The sequence below is a fragment of the uncultured Thiohalocapsa sp. genome, assembly GCF_913063425.1.
Classification (GTDB): domain Bacteria; phylum Pseudomonadota; class Gammaproteobacteria; order Chromatiales; family Chromatiaceae; genus Thiohalocapsa.
The window spans coordinates 1-19,411 of sequence record NZ_CAJXYK010000072.1 but is presented as its reverse complement, the minus strand read 5'-3'; the positions used below and the strand labels follow the sequence as shown (position 1 = coordinate 19,411).

Genomic DNA, 19,411 nt, shown 5'->3' with positions numbered 1-19,411 from the left:
GGCGCCAAGCAGCTCAACTTCGACCAGATCCCGCTGGAGCAGGCCGGCCACTACGCCGCCGAGGACGCCGACATCGCCCTGAAGCTCCACCGCGGGCTGTGGCCGAAGATCGAGGTCGTTCCGCCCATCGCGTCGGTCTATCAGTACATCGAGTTGCCGCCGTGGCGTCGGGCCAGGACATCCACCGCGCCACCGCCGCCGAGCGCACCGCCATCAATGCCCCCGTGCAGGGCGCCGCCGAGCTCGCGGTGCCGCTCATCGCCGATACGGGTGTGGGGGATAATTCGGATGAGGCGCACTGATCCTGACGCTGAGCCGAACACGGGGCCGGAGCATCGTCCCGCCGAGCGGCTTCGCCATGCGCAGCCAGCCCGGCATGCGCTCCGGCTGTGCTTACGGGCCGCGCGTGGCATACTATAAAGTATGATCATCGACCCACCGCCGCTGTCCAGACAAAGTCTCGCGCCGCGAAGGCCGGGCCTGAGCAAGGCAGGTCGCAGCTCGTCGTTGCCGCTGGGTACGTGCAGTGCCGCCGGGCGCGCGTCGACGTGAGCACGCCTGATCCCGGGTCAGTCGGCCCCACTATGGCGGGGGACCTCGCCGAAGGCCCGGAGCTCAGTGTCGTGGTCCCCTGCTTCGACGAGGCTGCGATCATTGAGCAGAGCCACCGTCGGCTGCGGGACGTGCTGGACGCGGTCACCGGGCTGCGCTGGGAGGTGCTCTACATCGACGACGGCAGCCGCGACGCGACACTGCCCCTGCTGCGTGCGCTCCAGGCCGCCGATCCGCGGGTGCGCGTGCTGGCGCTGTCGCGCAATTTCGGCCATCAGATCGCGGTAAGCGCCGGGCTGGACGCGGCGGCGGGCCGGGCGGTGGTGCTCATCGACGCAGACCTACAGGACCCGCCGGCGCTGATCCCGGACATGCTCGAGCGCTGGCGCAGCGGCGCCGACGTGGTCTACGGTGAGCGCGAGGCACGCGCCGGCGAGACCCGCTTCAAGCGCGTGTCCGCAAGCCTGTTCTACCGGCTGATGAACCGGCTCTCCACGACGCCGATACCGGTGGACACAGGCGATTTCCGCCTCATGGACCGCCGCGTAGTGGATGCGGTGCTGGCCATGCCGGAGCGCGACCGCTTCCTGCGCGGCATGGTCGCCTGGACGGGGTTCCGGCAGGAACCCATCCGTTACCGGCGCGAGGCGCGCACAGGCGGCGAGACCAAGTACTCAATGCGACGCATGCTGCGGTTTGCGGTGGACGGACTCTTGTCGTTCTCCCTGCTGCCTTTGCGGCTCGCGGTCTACCTGGGGCTGCTGGCATCGGCGCTGGCGCTGCTCGGCATCCTCTATGCCCTGGCGCTGCGGCTGTTCACTGACATCTGGGTGCCCGGCTGGACGCTGCTGTTCATTGCCGTGCTCTTTCTCGGCGGCGTGCAGCTGCTCTCCCTCGGTGTCATCGGCGAGTACCTCGGCCGCGTCTACTGGGAGGTGAAGCGCCGGCCGCTGTACCTGGTGAAGGAGCGGCTCGGGTTCGATCCGCCGCGGCAGAGGCGAGCGTGAACGCGCGCCCGGAGCACAGGGCCAGTTTGGCCCGGTGGTTGAAGCCGGCAGCCGGTCTGCTGGTGACGGCGGTGTTTCTGTGGCTGATCCTCCGACAGGTGGACCCAGGCGCAGTCGCCGCCGTCGTCGGCGACCTCGCGCTGCCCTGGCTTGCGGCGGCGCTGCTGCTGCTGGCCGGCGACTATGCGCTGCGCATCCTGCGCTGGTGGTGGATGCTGCGGGTGCTGACACCGACGCTGCCGGCCGGCGCCTGTGTCTGGCCCTATCTCAGCAGTATTGCGGTCAACAATGTGCTGCCGTTGCGCGCCGGCGATGCGCTCAGGGCCTTCGGTTTCCGCCGCGAGCTGCACTCTCCCGCCATGCGGGTGCTCGGCACCCTGGTGCTGGAGCGGCTGTTGGACATGACGACACTGCTGGCGCTGTTCTTCGTCGGGCTGCTCGCGGTGCCCACAGACCTGTTCCCGCAGGCCATCACGGTCTCCGCGGCCTGGCTCGTCGGCACCACGGCGCTCGCGCTTGGGCTGTTGCTGGTGCTTGCGCCAAGGCTGCCCGCCCTGCTCCAGCGCCTGGCGGCGCAACCGGCCTTGGCGGCGCATGGCTGGTCGGAGCGGGTGCAAGGCTGGGGACAGCACTTCATCGAGACCTTCGCGGTGCTGCGCCGGCCGGCGGATGTGCTGGCGCTGCTCGGGCTGTCGCTGCTGATCTGGCTGCTGGAGGCGGGGGTGCTCGGCAGCGTCGCGCTCGCGCTCGGGGCCTCCGCAGGCGCGGGGGCTGCCTTGTTCGCGATGGCGACGGGCACGCTGTCCACCCTGATCCCGAGCTCGCCCGGCTACGTCGGCACCTTCGATTACTTTACCCTGACCGCGCTTATGGCCTACGCCGTGCCGCAGACGCAGGCGGCCGCCATCGCCTTGACGGTGCACGCGGTGCTGTGGATGCCGCTGACACTGCTCGGACTGGGCTACCTGCTGGTGCGCGGCCAGGGCTTCGTGGCCGGCGCCATCGCCGCCCGCACCGAGACAAGGCTTGCAGAATGAAGACGACGGCACAGGGCGCACCGCATGTCGGCATCATCGGCGGCGGTTTCTGCGGACTCGCCGCGGCCTATGAGCTGGGCCGGCGCGGCGTGCGCGCGACGGTGCTCGAGCAGGACGCGGAAGTCGGCGGGCTCGCCGGCAGCTTCGACGTGGGCGGCGAGCAACTGGAGAAGTTCTACCACCACTGGTTCACCAACGACGTGCATGTCATGGAGCTGGTCGAGGCGCTCGGCGCCGCCGATCAGGTGCTGCTGCGCCCCACGCGCACCGGCATGTACTACGCGAACCGGTTCTTCAAGCTGTCCACCCCGCTGGACCTGTTGCGCTTCTCCGCACTGCCCTTCCCTGACCGCATTCGCCTGGGACTCCTCGCGCTGCGCGCGCGCCGCGTGGGTGACTGGCGGGGGCTGGAGCAGCGCTCCGCGGCCGCCTGGCTGCGCGACCTGGGCGGTGAGCGCGTCTACCGCGTCGTCTGGGAGCCGCTGCTGCGCGGCAAGTTCGGCGCTGTCGCCGACGAGGTCTCGGCGGTGTGGATCTGGAACAAGCTCAAGCTCCGCGGCGGCAGCCGCGGCAAGGGCGGCGCGGAGCAGCTCGCATACTTTCGCGGCGGCTTCGCGGCGCTCGCGGAGCGCCTCGCGGCAGCCATCGCCGAACAAGGAGGTCGGGTGCAGACAGCGACGACCGTGAGGGGGATCGATGTCACCGAAGGGCGCGTCATGGCCATCGACACCACTGCCGGATGCACCGCCGTGGACGCGGTCATCGCCACGCCGGCCCTGCCGATCATCGCCGATCTGCTGGCCCCGCACGTGGACCCAGGCTACCTCGCCCGGCTGCGGCGCATCCGCTACCTCGCCAACCTCTGCGTGGTGCTGGAGCTGGACCGCAGCCTGTCGGAGACCTACTGGCTCAACGTCAACGACCCGGACTTCCCCTTCGTCGGCGTCATCGAGCATACCAATTTCGAGCCGGTGGACAGCTACGGCGGGCGCCGCATCGTGTATCTGTCCAAGTACCTGCCTGAGGACAACGCACTGTACGGCATGGACGACGCGGCAGTGGCGGACTTCACGCTGGAGCACCTGGGGCGCATGTTTCCGGATCTGCGACCCGATTGGGTGCGCGCCGCGCATGTCTGGCGTGCGCGCTTCGCGCAGCCCATCGTGGAGCGCGGCTATACCAATCTGATCCCGGCGCGGGATACGCCGATCAGGGGCCTCAAGCTCGCCACCATGGCGCAGATCTATCCAGAGGACCGAGGCACCAACTACGCGATCCGCGAAGGGCGGGCGGCGGCGCGGGCGCTGGCGGCGGAGCTCGGTGCGGCGCAGGATGCCTTGGCATGGCCCCGCGCGACGCCCGCGTGAGGCATCGACTCAGTCTGCCACCGGCATGAGATCGAAGCCAAGCTCTGTCACGATCCCCCGGTCCACGTCACTCACGGGCTTGCGCAACAACAACGGCGTACGCGTGATGGCGAGATAGTCTTGGCGCATGATCTCCACAAGGCACGGGGCGTAGTCGGCTACGTCGTAGCGATCCCAGACGCGCCACCGGTCCCAGGCGATGACCTTGGGCGGGGCGGCGGCGAGGTCTGCACACGGATCAATGCGGTAGCCCAGGAGCGGGCTGCGGTTGTAAGCCGCCTGCCATGGCAGATAGTAATAGGCGCCAGAAGACGGCAGACGCTCCGCCAGCAGATACCAGCGCGGCGCGAACACCATTGCCAGCATGGGCTCGTTCGCGGGCACCAGGGCCTGGATCAGTTCGATGCGCTGCGCGTAGCCCGTCCGCTTCTCCTCGGCGTGGGCGCGGGTGACATACCGCGCATCCACGTCCGACCACCCCTTCACGCCGATAAGATAGGTCGGCGCGGCAATGGCCACAATAAGCACAAGTCCGCGCAGGATGGCAACCGCGGTCGTGTTGCTGGGCCTGCGCGGCGTCCAGACGATGAGCAGACTGAGCAGGCCGAGCCCGACGATCCAGAGGGCAGCGTTTTTGTAGACGACCTCGCCGCGGGGATTCAGAAACAGAAGCCCAAGCACGAACAGAGCCCAAGCCGCAGCGAGCCAGAGTCGACGCCGATGCCGACGAGGGAGATCACCGTCGCCGTCCTGGTTGGCGACCGCCCAGACCTCGACGAGCAGCAGCAGGCTGAACAGCACCACTGCCTGAAGCGCCCAGCCCAGCGGGCTTTGGAAGAGTTTCTCCAGCTGGGTGACTACAACCGCGGGATCGTAGTCGATAAAATTGGCGTAGACGGCTTGGTTGAGCCAGAAGTGATAGACAGCGTAGCCAAGGATGTCTCCGTAGCGTGCGAGCCACAACAGCATCAAAAGCGTGAAACCGCCAAAGCCCGCAGTCGCCTGCAACAGCGTCGGCCGCCAACCACGCCAGGGCATCCCGCGGGCGCGCACCATCGCCAGCGCCGCCGCAGGCAACAGCACCGCCGGCAGCGCGAACGGATACGCTGCGAACCCCGCTGCCGACAGCGCAGCGCCCCCCAAGCTTGCCTGTACCGGCGACGGCTTGACCGCGAACATCATCGGCAACAGAAGCAGGCTGAGGGCGATGGATATGGCCACACCGCCGAGCGAGTGGTACAACAGCGTGTGCCCGTACCACAGCGGGCCGAGCAAAGATACCAGCACGATGAAGCCGCTGAACGCGATGACGCGCTGCCGCCAGCTCGATAGCAGTGGGCTTGCTGCCAGCGCAGCGCCGGCGAGCACCACCGTGCCCCACTGCAGGATGCGGTACGGAGCGAGCTGCACCGACCCCGTGGCGAGGTAGGCCAGATGCGCCAAGGCATAGTTCAGCGCACCATGATGCGCAAACAGTGTATCGTAGAGGCGATAGCCTTCAGCGATCATCCAGCCTGCGACGAGCTTCTCGTCCTCGTCCCCCCAGTGCCAGTACCCAAGGCTGTCGGCGGCGAGTACGACGAAGACCGCGATGGCGGTCAGGGCGCCGACCGCTGTGAGGGCGGTGCGCAATCCGACCATCCGCGCAGACTGTGAACGGGCGTGCTGGTTGCCTTCGCTGAATCTCACTGTCGGTCGGCGTGCTTACGGCTGTCGCGGGCGGTGATTCATGACCTGACCGTTCGGCACATGCGGTGCCCGGTTCCAGCCACAACGAGCCGCGTTGTCGATGGTGCCCGGCTGCGGCATGACTCACTATGACGTTAACAGCATGGCAAACCCTCGTACACCTCTACCACCTCTGGCGCCACCGCCTGGGACTGCCCGTACACAGCGGGAAGTGCTGCCGATTGCCCAGCAATTCCCGCGGAAAAACTACCTCTAGCTAGAACAAGAAAATTTGAAGGGGAGCAAAAAAAGCTCTTCGTACATTTTTTATTTTGAATCAGCACACTGTCGCGTGAACCTAAGGTGGTGAGGCAGGTATCGATGAGTTCACCGTTTTGCCGCAAGGACCTCAGCTTCGAGGGCTGCTGCGCACTGCGCGGCGCGTGTTCGCCACCATACTCGACGAGCCCGGCAAAGACATCGCCCTGGTGGATCACCTGCTGTCGCGGCTCGCGCCGTTCGGCCTGAGGTGTCCCTTGCTGCTGCAGTTCGAGCGGGATTGGCACGAGGAGATGACACGGGCGAACCTCAAGGCGCTCTACGGGATCGAGCAGGCGCCGAGCGGCACGCGCTTGCGCGAGCGCCTCGACGCGCTCGACCCGGCCTGCCTACAACCGTTGTACAAAGCGCTGTTCGCGCAGCTTCAGCGCGGCAAGGGGCTGGAGGGGTTCGACTACCTTGACGGGCACTACCTGCTCTCGCTCGACGGCACCGGCTATTTTTCCTCCAAGACGGTGCACTGCGCACAGTGCGCCCAGAAGCATCATCGCGACGGCACCACGACCTACTATCACCAGATGCTCGGCGCGGTGCTGGTGCATCCCGAGCACAAGGAGATCTTTCCGCTCGCGCCCGAGCCGATCCTCAAGCCCGACGGGGCGCAGAAGAACGATTGCGAGCGCAACGCCGCCAAGCGCCTGCTGACGGATCTACGCCGTGCGCATCCGCACCTGAAGCTGATCGTCGTCGAGGACGGCTTGGCCTCCAACGCCCCGCACATCCGCCATCTGCAAGCGCTTGATTTCAAATTCATTCTCGGCGCCAAGCAGAGCGACCACAAGGCCCTGTTCGACTGGGTGGACGCGAGCGAGCAGACCGCCTTGACCACCCTCAGCGACCGGCGCGGCTATCGCCACCGCTTCCGCTACCTCAACGCTGCGCCGCTCAACGACGCCAACTTCGACCTCGAGGTGAACTTCCTCGAATACTGGGAGCATGCCCCCGACGGCACCGTCACCCACTTCGCCTGGGTCACGGACATTCCCATCGACAACGACAACCTCATGACCTTGATGCGAGGTGCCCGCGCCCGCTGGAAGATCGAGAACGAGACCTTCAACACCCTCAAGAACCAAGGCTACCACTTCGAGCACAACTTCGGTCACGGCCACCAGCACCTCACCACCGTGCTGATGCACCTGATGATGCTGGCCTTCCTGATCGATCAGATCCAACAGCGCTGCTGCCGGCTGTTCCAGGCCGCCTGGACGGCGGCGGGCAGCAAAGCCCGCCTGTGGCGCAAGCTGCGCAGCCGCTTCGAGCTGTGCCTCATCCCCGACTGGGAGACGCCCCACCGCTCCATCATCGCGCCGCAGCAGATCGCGCTCGGCTACGACACCTCCTAGCCGACGGCCGTGATTGACCGTGCTCGACGTGTCTATTGAGGGGGAAAGCTCATCAATGTTGCCATCGCGCCGCCCGGCGCGAGCCATCCGCTATGCCTGTCCGTGACCAGCCGCGCCAGTGCCGGTGTCCGGCGCTTGCTGGCGTACACAGCGGGAATTGCTGTCCGTTCCTCGTCTCGCTTGACATTCCAGAAACTCCCTCACATCATCGCTATTTTTTTTGCACAAACTAATCAAATACGGCATATGCACCAGATCGGCCCCAAACTGATCGAGGGATGCGACCACTCCTGGTTTGACAAACTGCAACTCACTTGCATCGCCAGGGGCTAGCACGGATAACCCCGACCGACCTCGGACCAGATCTTGCCAACGCACTGATTGGCCAATTGTCGGGCTCTTTCGTCGATCATCTCCTCCTGTGCAACGCGAAGCGAACTAGGCAGTCGCCTGTAACACCACGGGGCGGTGTCAGGCTGAATCTCAGTCGGCCCGAATGAGTGGTAATCCCGCCCCGAGCACAGCGGGCATCCGGACACCCACTCGACCACAGGGCCTCCTCTTGGCCCACACAACTGGTCGGCGAGCGATGACAGCCATACTCAAAAACGGCGCGGTATTCCTCCATATTCCCAAGACCGGGGGGAACTGGGTCACCAAGATCCTGGAAGAGCTGAATCTCATCGAGCGCCATATCGCGCACAAGCATGCCGACATCGATCATCTCTTCTACGCTCTTTACGAAATCCCCGTGGGCCGCAAGGCGATTGCCCGTCAAGCTCTTCGCGAGCTGATCTCGCCCTCCCGGGAATGCACCTCTAGACCCTTCATGTTTTGCTTCACAAGAAATCCGCTGACCTGGTATGAGTCCTGGTTCAAATACATGGCCCAGCCGCGCAGGAATTGGCGTTCGTGGGGGCGCGAAGGTGGTGCGGCCAAATGGCACCCGAACATGATGTTGAACGGCTTGGGCAGCGACGACTTCAATCAGTTCATACGCAATGTCGTGGCCAAACGACCCGGCTACGTCACCGAGATGTATGGATGGTATGCAAAGCCTGAGGTCGACTTCATCGGCAAGCAAGAGAGCTTGGTCGAGGATCTGATCCGGGTACTGAAGATAATGGAGTTCGAATTCGACGCGGATTTCGTGCGCAATCAAGAACCAGTCGGTGTCAGCCCCGAGCCGAAACAGAGCATAGAATGGGACTACGAGCTGAAACGGGAAGTCGCTCTGTATGAGTACGCGGGCATGATCCGGCATGGGTATAGGGACACTCTGGCGGAGCTGGGCCTGGCTCCAGGGCAACTAGGCGTCGGCACTGAGCCCTAGAGGTCGAGGCCTCCCGGCGCGGCATGCCGCATTGGAGTAACATTGATGCTCCTCGCGTTTCTGCTTAGCCCCCGACGTCCAGGTCACCTTGATCATCGGGTTTGCTTTGTCCACCTGAGCGCAAGGAACGGCGCAGGCGTTGGGCCTCTCCAGCACTCATCCCACCGGGCTTGAGGTCACGGACAACGAAGCGGTCACCAGCACCGGGATGAAGCAGACAAAGCTCTCCGAGATCCGCCACCGGTTTTCCCGCGTCTGGATAGACGAGGATCAACACGGACTCGGCCAGTTGGATCTGGCGCTGATGCCACTCGGCTTCAGCTATCACCTCAAGTGCGCGTCGATCGATGAGTAATAGATCGGGCGGGTTCGCAACCGCCGAATCGAAGGCCTCGACGACGCGTTTGCGGTTTGGCTCCGCGGCCGGATGTTGAGACAATGCCGGTACCAGCTGATCAACGCTCTTCCCCCTAACGCCCACATCGTCGAACCCACCCTCGAGTGCCGAGTGCAGACGCATAGCCAACTCGCGCCCATAACCCTCACTGGTCAGCAGTGCGTAGAGCTTACCTCGCTCCAAACGGACCAGGTGCGGGTCGCCGGCGCTCGTGGCGACCCGCAGCACCAAGGGCTCGCAGGGAGCCCGTTCGGCTGGCACGAGGGGCCGCTTGGCCTGTTGCGCACTAATGATGAAATCGCGTAGCCGCTGAATCTGGGGGTAGAAGCGGCTGACACCTGTCAGTGTCTTGAACAGGTTGGTCAGGTTGGCGATCACAAGGCGCAGCACCCCGACGTACGCAATGAGTCGCGCCCAATCCGCGCCCGAAACCAGCAACTCGCGACCCACCAAGAGCACCAGGGTCGCGAGGACGATTGCGCCGCCGAGCTGCATGCTCAAGGCGCTGAGCTCCATGGCCAGCAAGCGATTCTCGTAGGCGTCCATATGCTCCTTCGCGCTCACTGCGTTGTAGTACGTCTCCACCTGTGAGCGGACCTCCTCCGATGCGGCATACGCAGGCTCGCCGTGCAACCGCGCAAGCAAATCCAGAATCTCACGCTGGACGATTGGGCGAGTCCGGTGCCAAACCACGGTCGCCTTGGCCGCGAACAGGTTCGACGGATACTGCAGGGAGATCACCAACACGCCGATACCACAGACGATCAGCGTCGTACTAGTGTCGAGGTAGAACAGCACGGGCAGCGCAAAGGCCAACGTCAATCCCGAGGGCAGCAGGTTGACCAGAAAGCGCAAGGCCATGCCGGCATTGCGCGGATCCATGGAGATCACATGCAACAGTTTCGTGGAGCATAGGATCTGGTGCGCCTGCCGCGCACGCGGGTCGGGCAAGAAGCGCGACACATCGAGCACGCGCATCGACGCCCACTGCTCGAACAATCGCGCGAGTCGCACCGCAGAGGAGCGTGCAATATAGAGGCTCGCGGCATGGACGAGGAGCGCCAGCAGTAGGGCGAGCACGACGCCCCGGAGCAAACCGATCGACTCGCGTGCTCCAACGCCGATACCCGCCAACTCGATGACGAGGTCGTGCTCGATCGCCTGGACATAGCGGTAGATGATAGCAATCGCGACCGCATTCGCCACCAGACTCAGCACCGTGGCCAGAAGTACGCGCCACCAGATGCCGGGCTCAGCGGCATAGCTTTCGCCGAGCAGCCAGCCCAGGCTGCGGACATAGCGCCCGGCTTGCGCGGCGATGCGCGTGCCTGCCTGCCGCGCGGCCCCGTACGTTCCGGCGATTCGCTGTATCACTTGTCGCACCGCAGGGCCTCCGAGAAATGTCGCCAGAAACGCTCGCGTACCGCGTCCAGTCCGTGCTAGATCAGAAGCAACGACGGCTTGGACGCGCCGGATGCATTGATTGGAATGCGCGTCAAAGCTTCACCGAAGCCGCTTTGCATGTCGCGACTGGTCAGAGCCGCGCCGGTAACCCGCGGTAGCAGCTCCACCAGGCCACCACTCTCGGGCGTGACGACCACCGGGGTTCCGCCGGCCAGCGCATGCAGGGCCACGTTTGGCATGCCTTCCCGGTGCGAGTTCAAGAACAGCGCATCACAACGGGCATACCGCCCGAGCATTCGCCACCAAACCCAACGGGTGCACGCGATGCTCCAGGCCGAGCCGACGGATGCGCGTCGCTCGTGCGCCTCGCTCGACACCTTCGCCGAGGATGCAGAGCACGTCATCCGCCGATACGGTGGACCAAGGGTTGATCGACGATCGAACCCCTTTCGTCGGACGAGATGGCCGAAGGCCAAGAATTGACGGCTGTTGCCACGCGGTACCACGATCCGCTCGCGCGCCAGTCGGGGCAGACACTCGACATCGAAGGGATTAGGCAGAGATAACACAGCCGCGTGGGATCGACGCCGTTAGCCGCTCACATCCCATCGGCCATGCGCCTTGACGAGGCGAGCTGCAGGCCGCCAGCCGATACCCCGTGCCGTGGCCGGTTTCAGCGCCGCACCCCGACCGCAGCCCCGCAGGCTCAACGACGGCCGATTGGCCTCGCCTGCGACCGACTTGGTCCGCTGCGGCAAGACCGGTCAAGGGCGCGAGCGCGACACTGACACACGCGAATGCACTAGACCACATCGAGGCGAACTTGGCGAAGCTGACCCAACAATCGCGGCAATGTCCGGCAGAGACGTCCACATCGCAAATCGACCGGCTCTATCCCTGCCGGCACCAGGTCGCGTAAGGCGCCCCTGCCGTCGTGCGCCAGCAGCCGCGATGTCCAGCCCTGCCACGCATCCCCCTCGCTGAGCAGTTGCAAGAGCACCCGCTCAGCAGCTCCGCCGGCATCGGAGGGAAGCACGAAAAGGCAGCGCCGCTGTGGGATGGGCAGTCGTCCCTGCGCTAGCGGGGCGATGGGCACTGTTCCGCCAGATTGAGGACTCGGAACGGAGCCCTCCCGTAACCGCGCAACGTACTGGGATCGGGGACGTGCGTCACCTCCTTGGCGAACAGCGTCAGGACACTGACAGTCACGTCAATCTGGTGCCAGTGGTTGGCGAGCAGCGAAGCGCTCCCTCGCCCTCCTCCGACACCCGCTTGCTCAGCGGCCGGGCTCGGCGTCGCTGACAAAGGCCTCGACCCAGTCTTTTGGAACACTCAGGCGCCCCCACCTGCGCCACGGCGCTCGCCTGCCTTTGCCGGCGACTTCGCCTCGTGCACCCGCGCCTCGTGCTCCGTGCGCACGCGTGCCCGAACGAGGACATGCTGCGTCGTGAGCTCGTACTCCTCAAGCTCTGGATGGCGCGCGCGAATTTCCGGTGTCAACCGGCCCCCACCCTGCTTGAGCTTGGACGGAATGCGCTTGCTTTCCTCGATCTGGAAGTACTTGCGGGTCAACCGCTCAAGCTCGGGGATTCGGATGCGGTTCAGGCCACGACGGATGTAGTGATCCTCCGGCGGGTCGAAAACGAGGTGGCCCCAATCCACCATCTGACGGTGCTCGGGATTGCCGAGATCGATCTCATCGACCCGCTTGGGGTGCAAATGGTGACCGTTCCAGCAGTAGAAGTTGTGGTGGTTGTAGACCAGTAGGCCGCCGGGCCTGAGCCGACGGGCCGTTGACGCGAGTACCTGCTCGAGTTGTTGCAAGTGCTCGGTGACGTTGTGCATTACGGCGATGTCGAACGCTGGGGCATCAGGAAGCGCCTCGACGCCGCCCTGCACGAGGCTGATCCTCGGCATCATCCGCATGATCTCGGCGCCCGTCCAGCGGAAACGCTCCCAAGCGCGCTTGCGCAGATTGCGGGCACGATCAGTGCCGAGATCGACCCTGGGATCGACGCCCGTGTAGCTGCGCACACCGACGGTCGCAAAACCGACGGCATGCAGGCCCGTGCCGCAACCCACATCGAGCACGTCCTTGTCGGCGATGAGATCGCGGATCTTTCGCGGCCAGCTGAGGTATCCAAAGTCGACCGCGCGCTCGATGAGCCGAGGCGCGTAATTGCGCTCGGCATCGTCCATCCCCTCGTTGAGGACCCAGTAGGCACGGCGCGCGGCTGCGCGGTCGTCCGGGAACGCACGCAGGATCGACTTGCGCTCGGCTGCCTCTAGGCGCGCGAGACCCGTGCCTTTTGGCACCGCACGGCAAAACACCCCCTGTGTCAGGAAGTCCTCGTCACTGAGCTCGGGGTGGCGTGCACGCACTTCGTCGCCGAGGCGCCCAGCCCCCTGTTCCGGTTTTGATTCCGTCATGGTCCATTCGATGATGTCGTAGTGGCGCTCCGTGAGGTCCATGAGCTCGCACAGGCGCATTCGGTTCAGGCCACGGTGGAAGTAATGACCCTCGGGGGGGTCGAAATCCAGATGCGCCCAATCTAGGTAGTTAAGCTGCTCGGGATTGGTGGTGTCGATGGCCGCTACGGTCTTGGGTGCCAAGTGATGCCCATTCCAACTGTAAAAATTGTGGTGGTTGAAGAGCAGTGTGCCGTCGGGGCGTAAGTGTTCGACGATGGTTGCAAGCACCCCATCGAGATCCAGCAGATGCTCGGTCGTGTTGTGCAGTACGACCAGATCGAAGCGCGCGTCCGCCGGCAGGTCTTGGACCCCACCCTTGAACAGCCGAACCTCCGGAAAGATCTCTGCGATCTCGCGCCCCGTCCATCCCAAACTCGTCCAAGTGCTGCTGCGCAAGTCCTTGACACGGTCACGATCTAGGTCGATACGCGGATCCACCCCCACGTAACTGCGCGCCCCGACCACCAGATAGCCGATGCCGTGCACACCCGTACCACAGCCCACATCTAGCACGTCGCGCCCACGGACTTGGGCGCGGATGCGCTTTGGCCAATCAAGGTACTTGAGTTCGACGGCTCGCTTTATCAATGCGACCGCGCGCGCGTCGGGTTGGCGTCCGAGCTCACGTTGAGAGAGCCGAAATCTCAGGGAGGCGTAGTTTGGGTCGCTATTGACCAGACGCTCAACGAACTCGGTGGCGGAAGCGTGCGGGCGCATGCCCCAGCGAAACATGAGCTCGAACAACGGACGCGACGAGCGGCGCGCCAGATTGGTGGTCAGCAAGGTTCGCGCGAGAGGCTTCAGGCCGCGCTTGACTCGATTCAGGAATGTTGGTCTCATTTCGACTCTTCCCTTTGCTCAGCTCTCGGCTTGCGAGGGCGTGAAGTAGCGCGGTCTTCGGTGTCGGCCAACGGCACGCCTAGCGCGGCGATATAACCCTGCCAGACAGCCGCGACCGTCGCCACATCGAGATTCTGGGCGATCCGCAGCGATGCATCTCCAAAACGCTTGCGCAACGCTTTGCTCTGCATAACGCGGCGCAGTGCCGTCGCCAGGGCGGGCGGATCCTCCGGCGGCACCACGAGCCCGGTCTCGCCATCCCTGACGAACTCTAGGGGGCCGGGCGAGGCGGAGTTGACCACAACGGGGAGTCCACAGCCCATGGCCTCAAGCATCGCATTGGGCATCCCCTCGAATCGCGAAGAGAGCACAAAGACGCTTGCGGCATAGAGAACCGGGAATGGTGGCGACAGATGGCCGTGGAAAGTCACCTGCCCAGCGATCCCGAGCCTCTCGGCTTGGGCTTCGAGCACCCCGCGCAACGGGCCGTCACCGACCAGGTCAAGTCGCCAACCGGGGAACTCCGCTGCGACTAGGGCGAAGGCGTCGAGGAGCACATCGATCCCCTTCTGATCCACCAAGCGCGCCACTGTGACCAGGCGGTGGCCCCAGCGGACGACATCGTTGGGGCACGACGGGACCAACAACGGGTTTGGAACTTGACGCAGCCGCTCCGACGGGACGAAATGACGCAGCGAGTCCACAGCTCCGGAGCTGTTGGCCGTGATCAGGTCGGCACGCCGATAGCAGCGCGCTCGCATGAACTCCCAGGGTGAGTCAAGCTCCTGTAGAGCCGGGTCATTACGCTCCGAGATGATGACGCGACAGGGCAGTCCCTGACAAGCCAGGATCGTCTGGATATTGGTTCCGCCGAGAAAGCTGATCACGACGCTGGGCCGGTAGTGCTCGATCCGCTTGCGCAGCATCCGAACACGCCGCTTCGCGGAACTGGAGATATCGGGATAAAGCATGCGGCGCCAGCCGTTGGGGAGGCATGGCCCAGGCATGCGCGCGAGGCGTCGCCAGTATCCCGCCTTGCGGCGTAAACAGAGGTCGCGGTCGCCAACGGCGGTCGAAGTGGTAGCAATCGCATCGAGCAGACCGAGCGAAAGCAGCCTGCGACCGGCGAGCCCAAAAACCTTCTGCGCCCAGGACACCGTCTTGCGTGGCAAGCATTTGCCTGTCTTGTAGGAGGACGCGATACCGGCATACAGCGATGTATAGATCGCCGGATAGCGCGTGGGCAAACCGCTCGCATAGACCATGCGGCGCACCAGCCCCTTCACACCCCCGGAGCGAGGCGTGGCCGACTCGGTGTTGCTCGACGATGACTCGCCTATACGGGACGCCGCACGTTGCGGCTCTGTGGCGCAGTGATCCAGATCGAGCCAGCCCGAACTGACCACCGACGGCGAGCCGGCCGATGTGGCGGCGCTCGACCCCGCCGAGCCCAGTGATGGTGGCGAAGGTCGCGAAGCCGAAGCCGCACCTACCGACCCCGGCGATGCGAGCGTCGCCTGCGGGGCCACGAAAGACCCCGCTGACCCCGATGAGTCTGAGGGAGCCTCGACCGATGTCGAAACTGCAGACATAGCGGCCTCGTCGGACCGCGCGTTGAGCATAGCCGCTGGGAACTCTAGGGACTCTGGCGAACAGCGACTCTGCTCTTGCGCGACCAGGGTCGAGATGCACTCGCGGACAATGTCGGCATGGCAATGATTCGCATCCGGCTTATCGAACAGCGTGATCAGGGCTAGGCGCACGCCCAGGTCGTGCCAATGATTCGCGAGCAGTGACGCAACGCGCTGGGCACCGCCCGGCCCCAAGTGCGGCAGAACCAGCATCAGGTCGAGGCGGTGCGAGTCGTCGCCACTGCTGGGCGAGATGTCTTGTGTTTTGGTGCCTGTGGTCGGCATGGTCACTCCGCCTGGGCTGCGGTTCGATGGGACTCGACTCGGTTGCGCCCGATCAGGCTCCGGTCTTGACGCAGATGCGGCCACCGGAATCCAGCCGGTTCAGCAGTGGCAGGCCACCATGCTCTGCGAAGTACTCGTCCACGGCCTGCTTGGAGCCGGACCAGGTGCCATAGTCGTCGACGATGAGCACGCCATTGGTGCGCAGCAGCGGATAGAGATGCTCCAGCTCGTGCTTCGTCGAGGCGTAGAAGTCGGTGTCCAGACGCAGCATCGCGATCTCGCCGGGCAAGGTCGCGGGAACCGTGTCCTCGACCTTGCCCTTCACGAGCACCAGCCGCTCGGGGTCGAGCAAGGTCGACTTCATATTAAGACGTACCTCGTCGATGGTAGCGAGGTTCCAGTCGCTGCCCTCCTCGTTGCGGGTGCGCTCCCACTTTTCGCGCGCCTTTGGTTCGCCGAACTTGAAGTCCTCGTCGGTCGGTTCGCTCATGCCAGTGTAGGTGTCGTAGAGATAGATCCTTCGCTCCTGGCGGTCGCCGAAATGGCGCAGGGTCAAGGCCGCCATCATGCTGCTGCCACCGCGCCAGACCCCACACTCAACGATGTCCCCAGGAATATCTTGCTCGACCAGGTACTGCACGGCCCGATAGACGCCATAGAGCCGCTCCATGGTCGTCATGCTGTACGGCTTGCAACGATCATAGAGTTCCAGGAACGTGGAATCCCGCGCGAGATCGCGGTAGCGCGACTTCAACTCCCGCGGATGTTCACTGCCACGCCCCTTGCGCACGGCACGGCAGAGAACGTTCTGGACCAGAAACTCTTCCTCGCGATACTGCGGATGACGCGCACGAATCTCGGGCGTCAGCCGCCCCTTGCCCTGCGACTCCTTGGATTCGAGCGCGGTCCACTCGACGATGTCGAAGTAGCGCCAGGTGAGGTCGCGCAGCTCGTGCAGTCGTATGCGGTTGAGGCCACGGGCGATGTAGTGATCCTCGGGCGGATCGAAGTCCAGATGCGCCCAGTCCATATAGAGCTTCTGCTCGGGATCATCCGGGTCGATGCGATCAACCGTCTTCGGCGCGAGGTGGTGACCGTTCCAGCAATAGAAGTTGTGGTGGTTGAACAGCAGCTTGCCATCCTCGCGCAGCCGCTCGGCAACGGCGGCGAAGATTCCCTCGAGATCATGCAGGTGCTCGGTCACGTTGTGCAGCACGACGACGTCGAACTGCTCGTCGGGAGGCAGCTCCTCCACGCCGCCCTTGAACAGCCGGATACGCGGCATCGCCTCCATGATCTGGCGCCCGGTCCAACCGAAGCCCTCCCAAGCGCTCTTGCGCAGGTTACGCGCCTGATCGCTGTCGAGATCGACCCGCGGGTCCACGCCGGTGTAGCTCTTGACACCGACGACGGCGAAACCGATAGCATGGAGGCCGGTGCCGCAACCCACATCGGCGACATCCTTGCCAACGATGTCAGCACGAATCTTCTTCGGCCAGCTCAGGTAGTTGAACTCGACCGCGCGCCGGATCAGGTCCGGCGCAAAGTTGCGGGCCGCATCAGGCATGTCCTGGTTGAGCGCCCAATACGCCTCGACAGCCACCTCTGGTTTATCGGCGAAACCACCGGGGAACACGGCGTCCTCGCCTTCCTTGAAGGCGCGCGCGTTGCAGCGCACCTCAGCGCTCAACAGATCCGCGCCCTCAAGCTGTGGAAAGCGCGCGCGCAGCTCGTCCGGTGGCCCCGCCTTCTGACCTTCCTTCGACGGCGTCGGCTTCCAGTCGCGCAGCTCGAAGCGCTTGCGAATCTCCAGCTCCAGCTCCCGCAGCCTGAGCGGCCGGGTCGCCGGATCGGCCTCGAGGAGGCCCGCCACATGCTCCCAGCTGGCCCGTCCCTGCTTGCGCCGGGGGGCGTAGGCGTTGCGATGCTGGATCACGACCACGCCTCCGGGGCGCAGGTGCCGCAGGGCACGATCAAGCTGGGATCGGACCACGGGGCCCGGGGCCGCATGGGTGTCTACGACGACGAGATCGAAGGTTTCCTGCAGCCCCAGGGCCGAGGGTCCGTCCGGCAACAGACGCACACGCGGCATGGCCGCGGCGACGGCCGCGTTGTCGAGTTCGCAGGGCTCGACGCCCTCACCACAGGCCGGCGCGACCGCATCCAGCCCGTCACCAACCGCGGTGTAGCTCTCGGCGCCCACGAGCACGAACCCGACGGCCTGTAGACCCGCCGGGCAACCCAGATGTAAGACATCCTTGGCCGTAATCTTGGAGCGGATGCGACGCGGTGCGGAGATCAACCCTAGTTCAACGGCGCGGTGGATCATGCGCGGGGCGTAGTTGGCGTCGGCGTCATCGCACCCTCGGTTGAACAGCCAGTAGGCGCGCAGGGCCAGGTCCGGATCGCGCGCGAACCGCTCGATGACGGTATCACCTGGTCGGAGACGCACGCCACTGCCAGCGGCACCAATGGCATTGAGTAGCCGGCCGGCAGAGCCGACGAGCTCCGAGAGCATCGACTTGATTGACATGTACAGTCCCAGGAAGCAGCAGACCGCGCAACGCGAAACCGTTGCAGCCAGAACGATCTGTCGGTGAGATCACGAGGGCAGTGTCCCACAACGCCTCGGAGTTTGTGAACAGCTCGGTTTTTGCTCCGCCAAAGCGAGCAAGACCGCGCGAAGGTGTCGAGCGCTGCGCCTGTGTTGATCGGTGCGCGGGATGACCGCAATTTTGTGGGGGCGCAGCGGTGGCGTTGCGCTGTTGCGCTCGCCGTCAACCGCGGGACGCGGTTTTGATGCCTCATGGGACTGCCGCAAGCTCACCGCACGGTTTTCCGCTGTCGCCGAGCAGGCGATGGCGCCGCCGTAGCCGTCGTTGCGCGCATGGGGGTCGGTGGCGGGGTCCTTGGGCTTGGGCACCGGTGCGTAGACGTCGGTGCGCTCGGCCGCCTGCTCGATCTGCTCGTGGGCGGGATAGCCGCCATCGACCAGCCAGGCGTCCGGGTCTTGTCCGCAGCGCTCGCCAACCTGCTCAAGCACGGGCATCAGTTGGCCCATGTCGCTGCCGGCGGTGGCCGCTTCGACGCCGACGATGACTTGGCTCTCGGTGTCGGTGGCGAACTGGGCGTTATAGGCGGGACGGTAGCCGGCGTCGGCCATCTTCATGACGGTGGCCTCGGCGTCGGTGGTCGAGACACGCGCGCACTCGCGCGGCTTGCCTTGCTCGGCCTTCATCTCGGCCGACTTCAGGCAGTCGCTCAAGCGTACGCTCCGGGCGCTCGCGGGCGGCGCGCTCGCGGGCCGCTTGCTGGCGGCGACTGGGCGCAGCCGGGTCGGCATCGACCTGTTCCTTGAGGCGCTCGACTTGCGTGCGCGCCGCCTCCAAGCATTGCGTCAGCGTCGCACCGCGGCGAAAGGAGGTCGCCCCGGCGCTGGCGCGCACGCGTGCGCCGTCTTGCGCCACTTGCTTGAGGCGCACAACCCCGTCGGCCATCAGCACGGCAATACTGTCGGTCAGCAGCGCGTCGAGCACCTCGCCGTGGGCGCTGTGGAAGTCCGAGAGGGTGTTGCAGTTGACCGAGACTCCACCGCAGATCCAGCGGTAGGCATCGTGCTCCAGCGCCAGGCGGGTGATCGCCCGCGCACTGCCGATGCCTTCCAAGGTGGCATACAGCCATAGGGCGAACAGGATCTCCGGCGTGATGGCGCTGCGCCCGCTGCCGCCCCGCA

12 protein-coding genes and 1 pseudogene are annotated in these 19,411 nt (G+C 65.0%); 6 read left to right on the top strand and 7 right to left on the bottom strand.

Annotated features, from left to right (window positions below; genetic code table 11):
• Positions 1–161: 161 nt before the first annotated feature.
• From QZ607_RS24005 to QZ607_RS23990, 4 genes are all read left to right on the top strand, one after another.
• Positions 162–302, top strand: a complete 141-nt coding sequence (locus tag QZ607_RS24005; RefSeq protein WP_295888260.1) for a hypothetical protein — start codon at positions 162–164, stop codon at positions 300–302.
• A 282-nt stretch (positions 303–584) separates the two neighbouring features.
• Positions 585–1,559, top strand: a complete 975-nt coding sequence (locus tag QZ607_RS24000) for a glycosyltransferase family 2 protein (protein WP_295888259.1) — start codon at positions 585–587, stop codon at positions 1,557–1,559.
• 38 nt (positions 1,560–1,597) lie between these two features.
• Positions 1,598–2,596, top strand: a complete 999-nt coding sequence (locus tag QZ607_RS23995; protein ID WP_295888257.1) for a lysylphosphatidylglycerol synthase transmembrane domain-containing protein — start codon at positions 1,598–1,600, stop codon at positions 2,594–2,596.
• Entirely contained in the window at positions 2,593–3,963 is a 1,371-nt protein-coding gene (locus tag QZ607_RS23990) for an NAD(P)/FAD-dependent oxidoreductase (RefSeq protein WP_295888255.1), read from the top strand. The genes QZ607_RS23995 and QZ607_RS23990 overlap by 4 nt, the downstream gene beginning before the upstream one ends.
• A 9-nt stretch (positions 3,964–3,972) precedes the next feature.
• Here the strand turns inward: QZ607_RS23990 and QZ607_RS23985 are convergent, their stop codons facing one another.
• Complete coding sequence (locus QZ607_RS23985; protein ID WP_295888253.1) at positions 3,973–5,652, bottom strand: hypothetical protein; 1,680 nt, start codon at positions 5,650–5,652, stop codon at positions 3,973–3,975.
• 422 nt (positions 5,653–6,074) lie between these two features.
• Between QZ607_RS23985 and QZ607_RS23980 the strand changes: the two genes are divergently transcribed.
• Both QZ607_RS23980 and QZ607_RS23975 read left to right on the top strand, forming a co-directional pair.
• Positions 6,075–7,316, top strand: coding sequence for a transposase (locus QZ607_RS23980; RefSeq protein WP_295888251.1), 1,242 nt, complete (start codon positions 6,075–6,077; stop codon positions 7,314–7,316).
• 589 nt (positions 7,317–7,905) lie between these two features.
• Complete coding sequence (locus QZ607_RS23975) at positions 7,906–8,649, top strand: hypothetical protein (protein WP_295888249.1); 744 nt, start codon at positions 7,906–7,908, stop codon at positions 8,647–8,649.
• A gap of 64 nt (positions 8,650–8,713) precedes the next feature.
• Here the strand turns inward: QZ607_RS23975 and QZ607_RS23970 are convergent, their stop codons facing one another.
• From QZ607_RS23970 to QZ607_RS23945, 6 genes and pseudogenes are all read right to left on the bottom strand, one after another.
• On the bottom strand, positions 8,714–10,420 hold the full coding sequence (locus QZ607_RS23970; RefSeq protein WP_295888247.1) for a hypothetical protein: 1,707 nt from the start codon (positions 10,418–10,420) through the stop codon (positions 8,714–8,716).
• A gap of 65 nt (positions 10,421–10,485) precedes the next feature.
• Positions 10,486–10,854, bottom strand: a complete 369-nt coding sequence (locus QZ607_RS23965; protein ID WP_295888263.1) for a glycosyltransferase — start codon at positions 10,852–10,854, stop codon at positions 10,486–10,488.
• Between the two features lie 928 nt (positions 10,855–11,782).
• A complete protein-coding gene (locus QZ607_RS23960) occupies positions 11,783–13,762 on the bottom strand; it encodes a methyltransferase domain-containing protein (protein WP_295888245.1) in 1,980 nt (659 codons plus the stop codon).
• Complete coding sequence (locus QZ607_RS23955) at positions 13,759–15,678, bottom strand: glycosyltransferase (RefSeq protein WP_295888243.1); 1,920 nt, start codon at positions 15,676–15,678, stop codon at positions 13,759–13,761. Before QZ607_RS23955 ends, QZ607_RS23960 begins: the two co-directional genes overlap by 4 nt.
• 52 nt (positions 15,679–15,730) lie before the next feature.
• Positions 15,731–18,211, bottom strand: a complete 2,481-nt coding sequence (locus QZ607_RS23950; protein ID WP_295888242.1) for a TylF/MycF/NovP-related O-methyltransferase — start codon at positions 18,209–18,211, stop codon at positions 15,731–15,733.
• A gap of 354 nt (positions 18,212–18,565) precedes the next feature.
• Positions 18,566–19,411: pseudogene (locus tag QZ607_RS23945) on the bottom strand (transposase); the annotation flags it as partial.

What these genes read in the sequence shown, in the direction of transcription:
- QZ607_RS23955 (WP_295888243.1), bottom strand. Translation starts at nt 15,678, where the DNA reads ATGCCGACCACAGGCACCAAAACACAAGACATCTCGCCCAGCAGTGGC.
- QZ607_RS23975 (WP_295888249.1), top strand. Translation starts at nt 7,906, where the DNA reads ATGACAGCCATACTCAAAAACGGCGCGGTATTCCTCCATATTCCCAAG.
- QZ607_RS24000 (WP_295888259.1), top strand. Translation starts at nt 585, where the DNA reads ATGGCGGGGGACCTCGCCGAAGGCCCGGAGCTCAGTGTCGTGGTCCCC.
- QZ607_RS23960 (WP_295888245.1), bottom strand. Translation starts at nt 13,762, where the DNA reads ATGAGACCAACATTCCTGAATCGAGTCAAGCGCGGCCTGAAGCCTCTC.
- QZ607_RS23965 (WP_295888263.1), bottom strand. Translation starts at nt 10,854, where the DNA reads ATGACGTGCTCTGCATCCTCGGCGAAGGTGTCGAGCGAGGCGCACGAG.
- QZ607_RS23990 (WP_295888255.1), top strand. Translation starts at nt 2,593, where the DNA reads ATGAAGACGACGGCACAGGGCGCACCGCATGTCGGCATCATCGGCGGC.
- QZ607_RS23950 (WP_295888242.1), bottom strand. Translation starts at nt 18,211, where the DNA reads ATGTCAATCAAGTCGATGCTCTCGGAGCTCGTCGGCTCTGCCGGCCGG.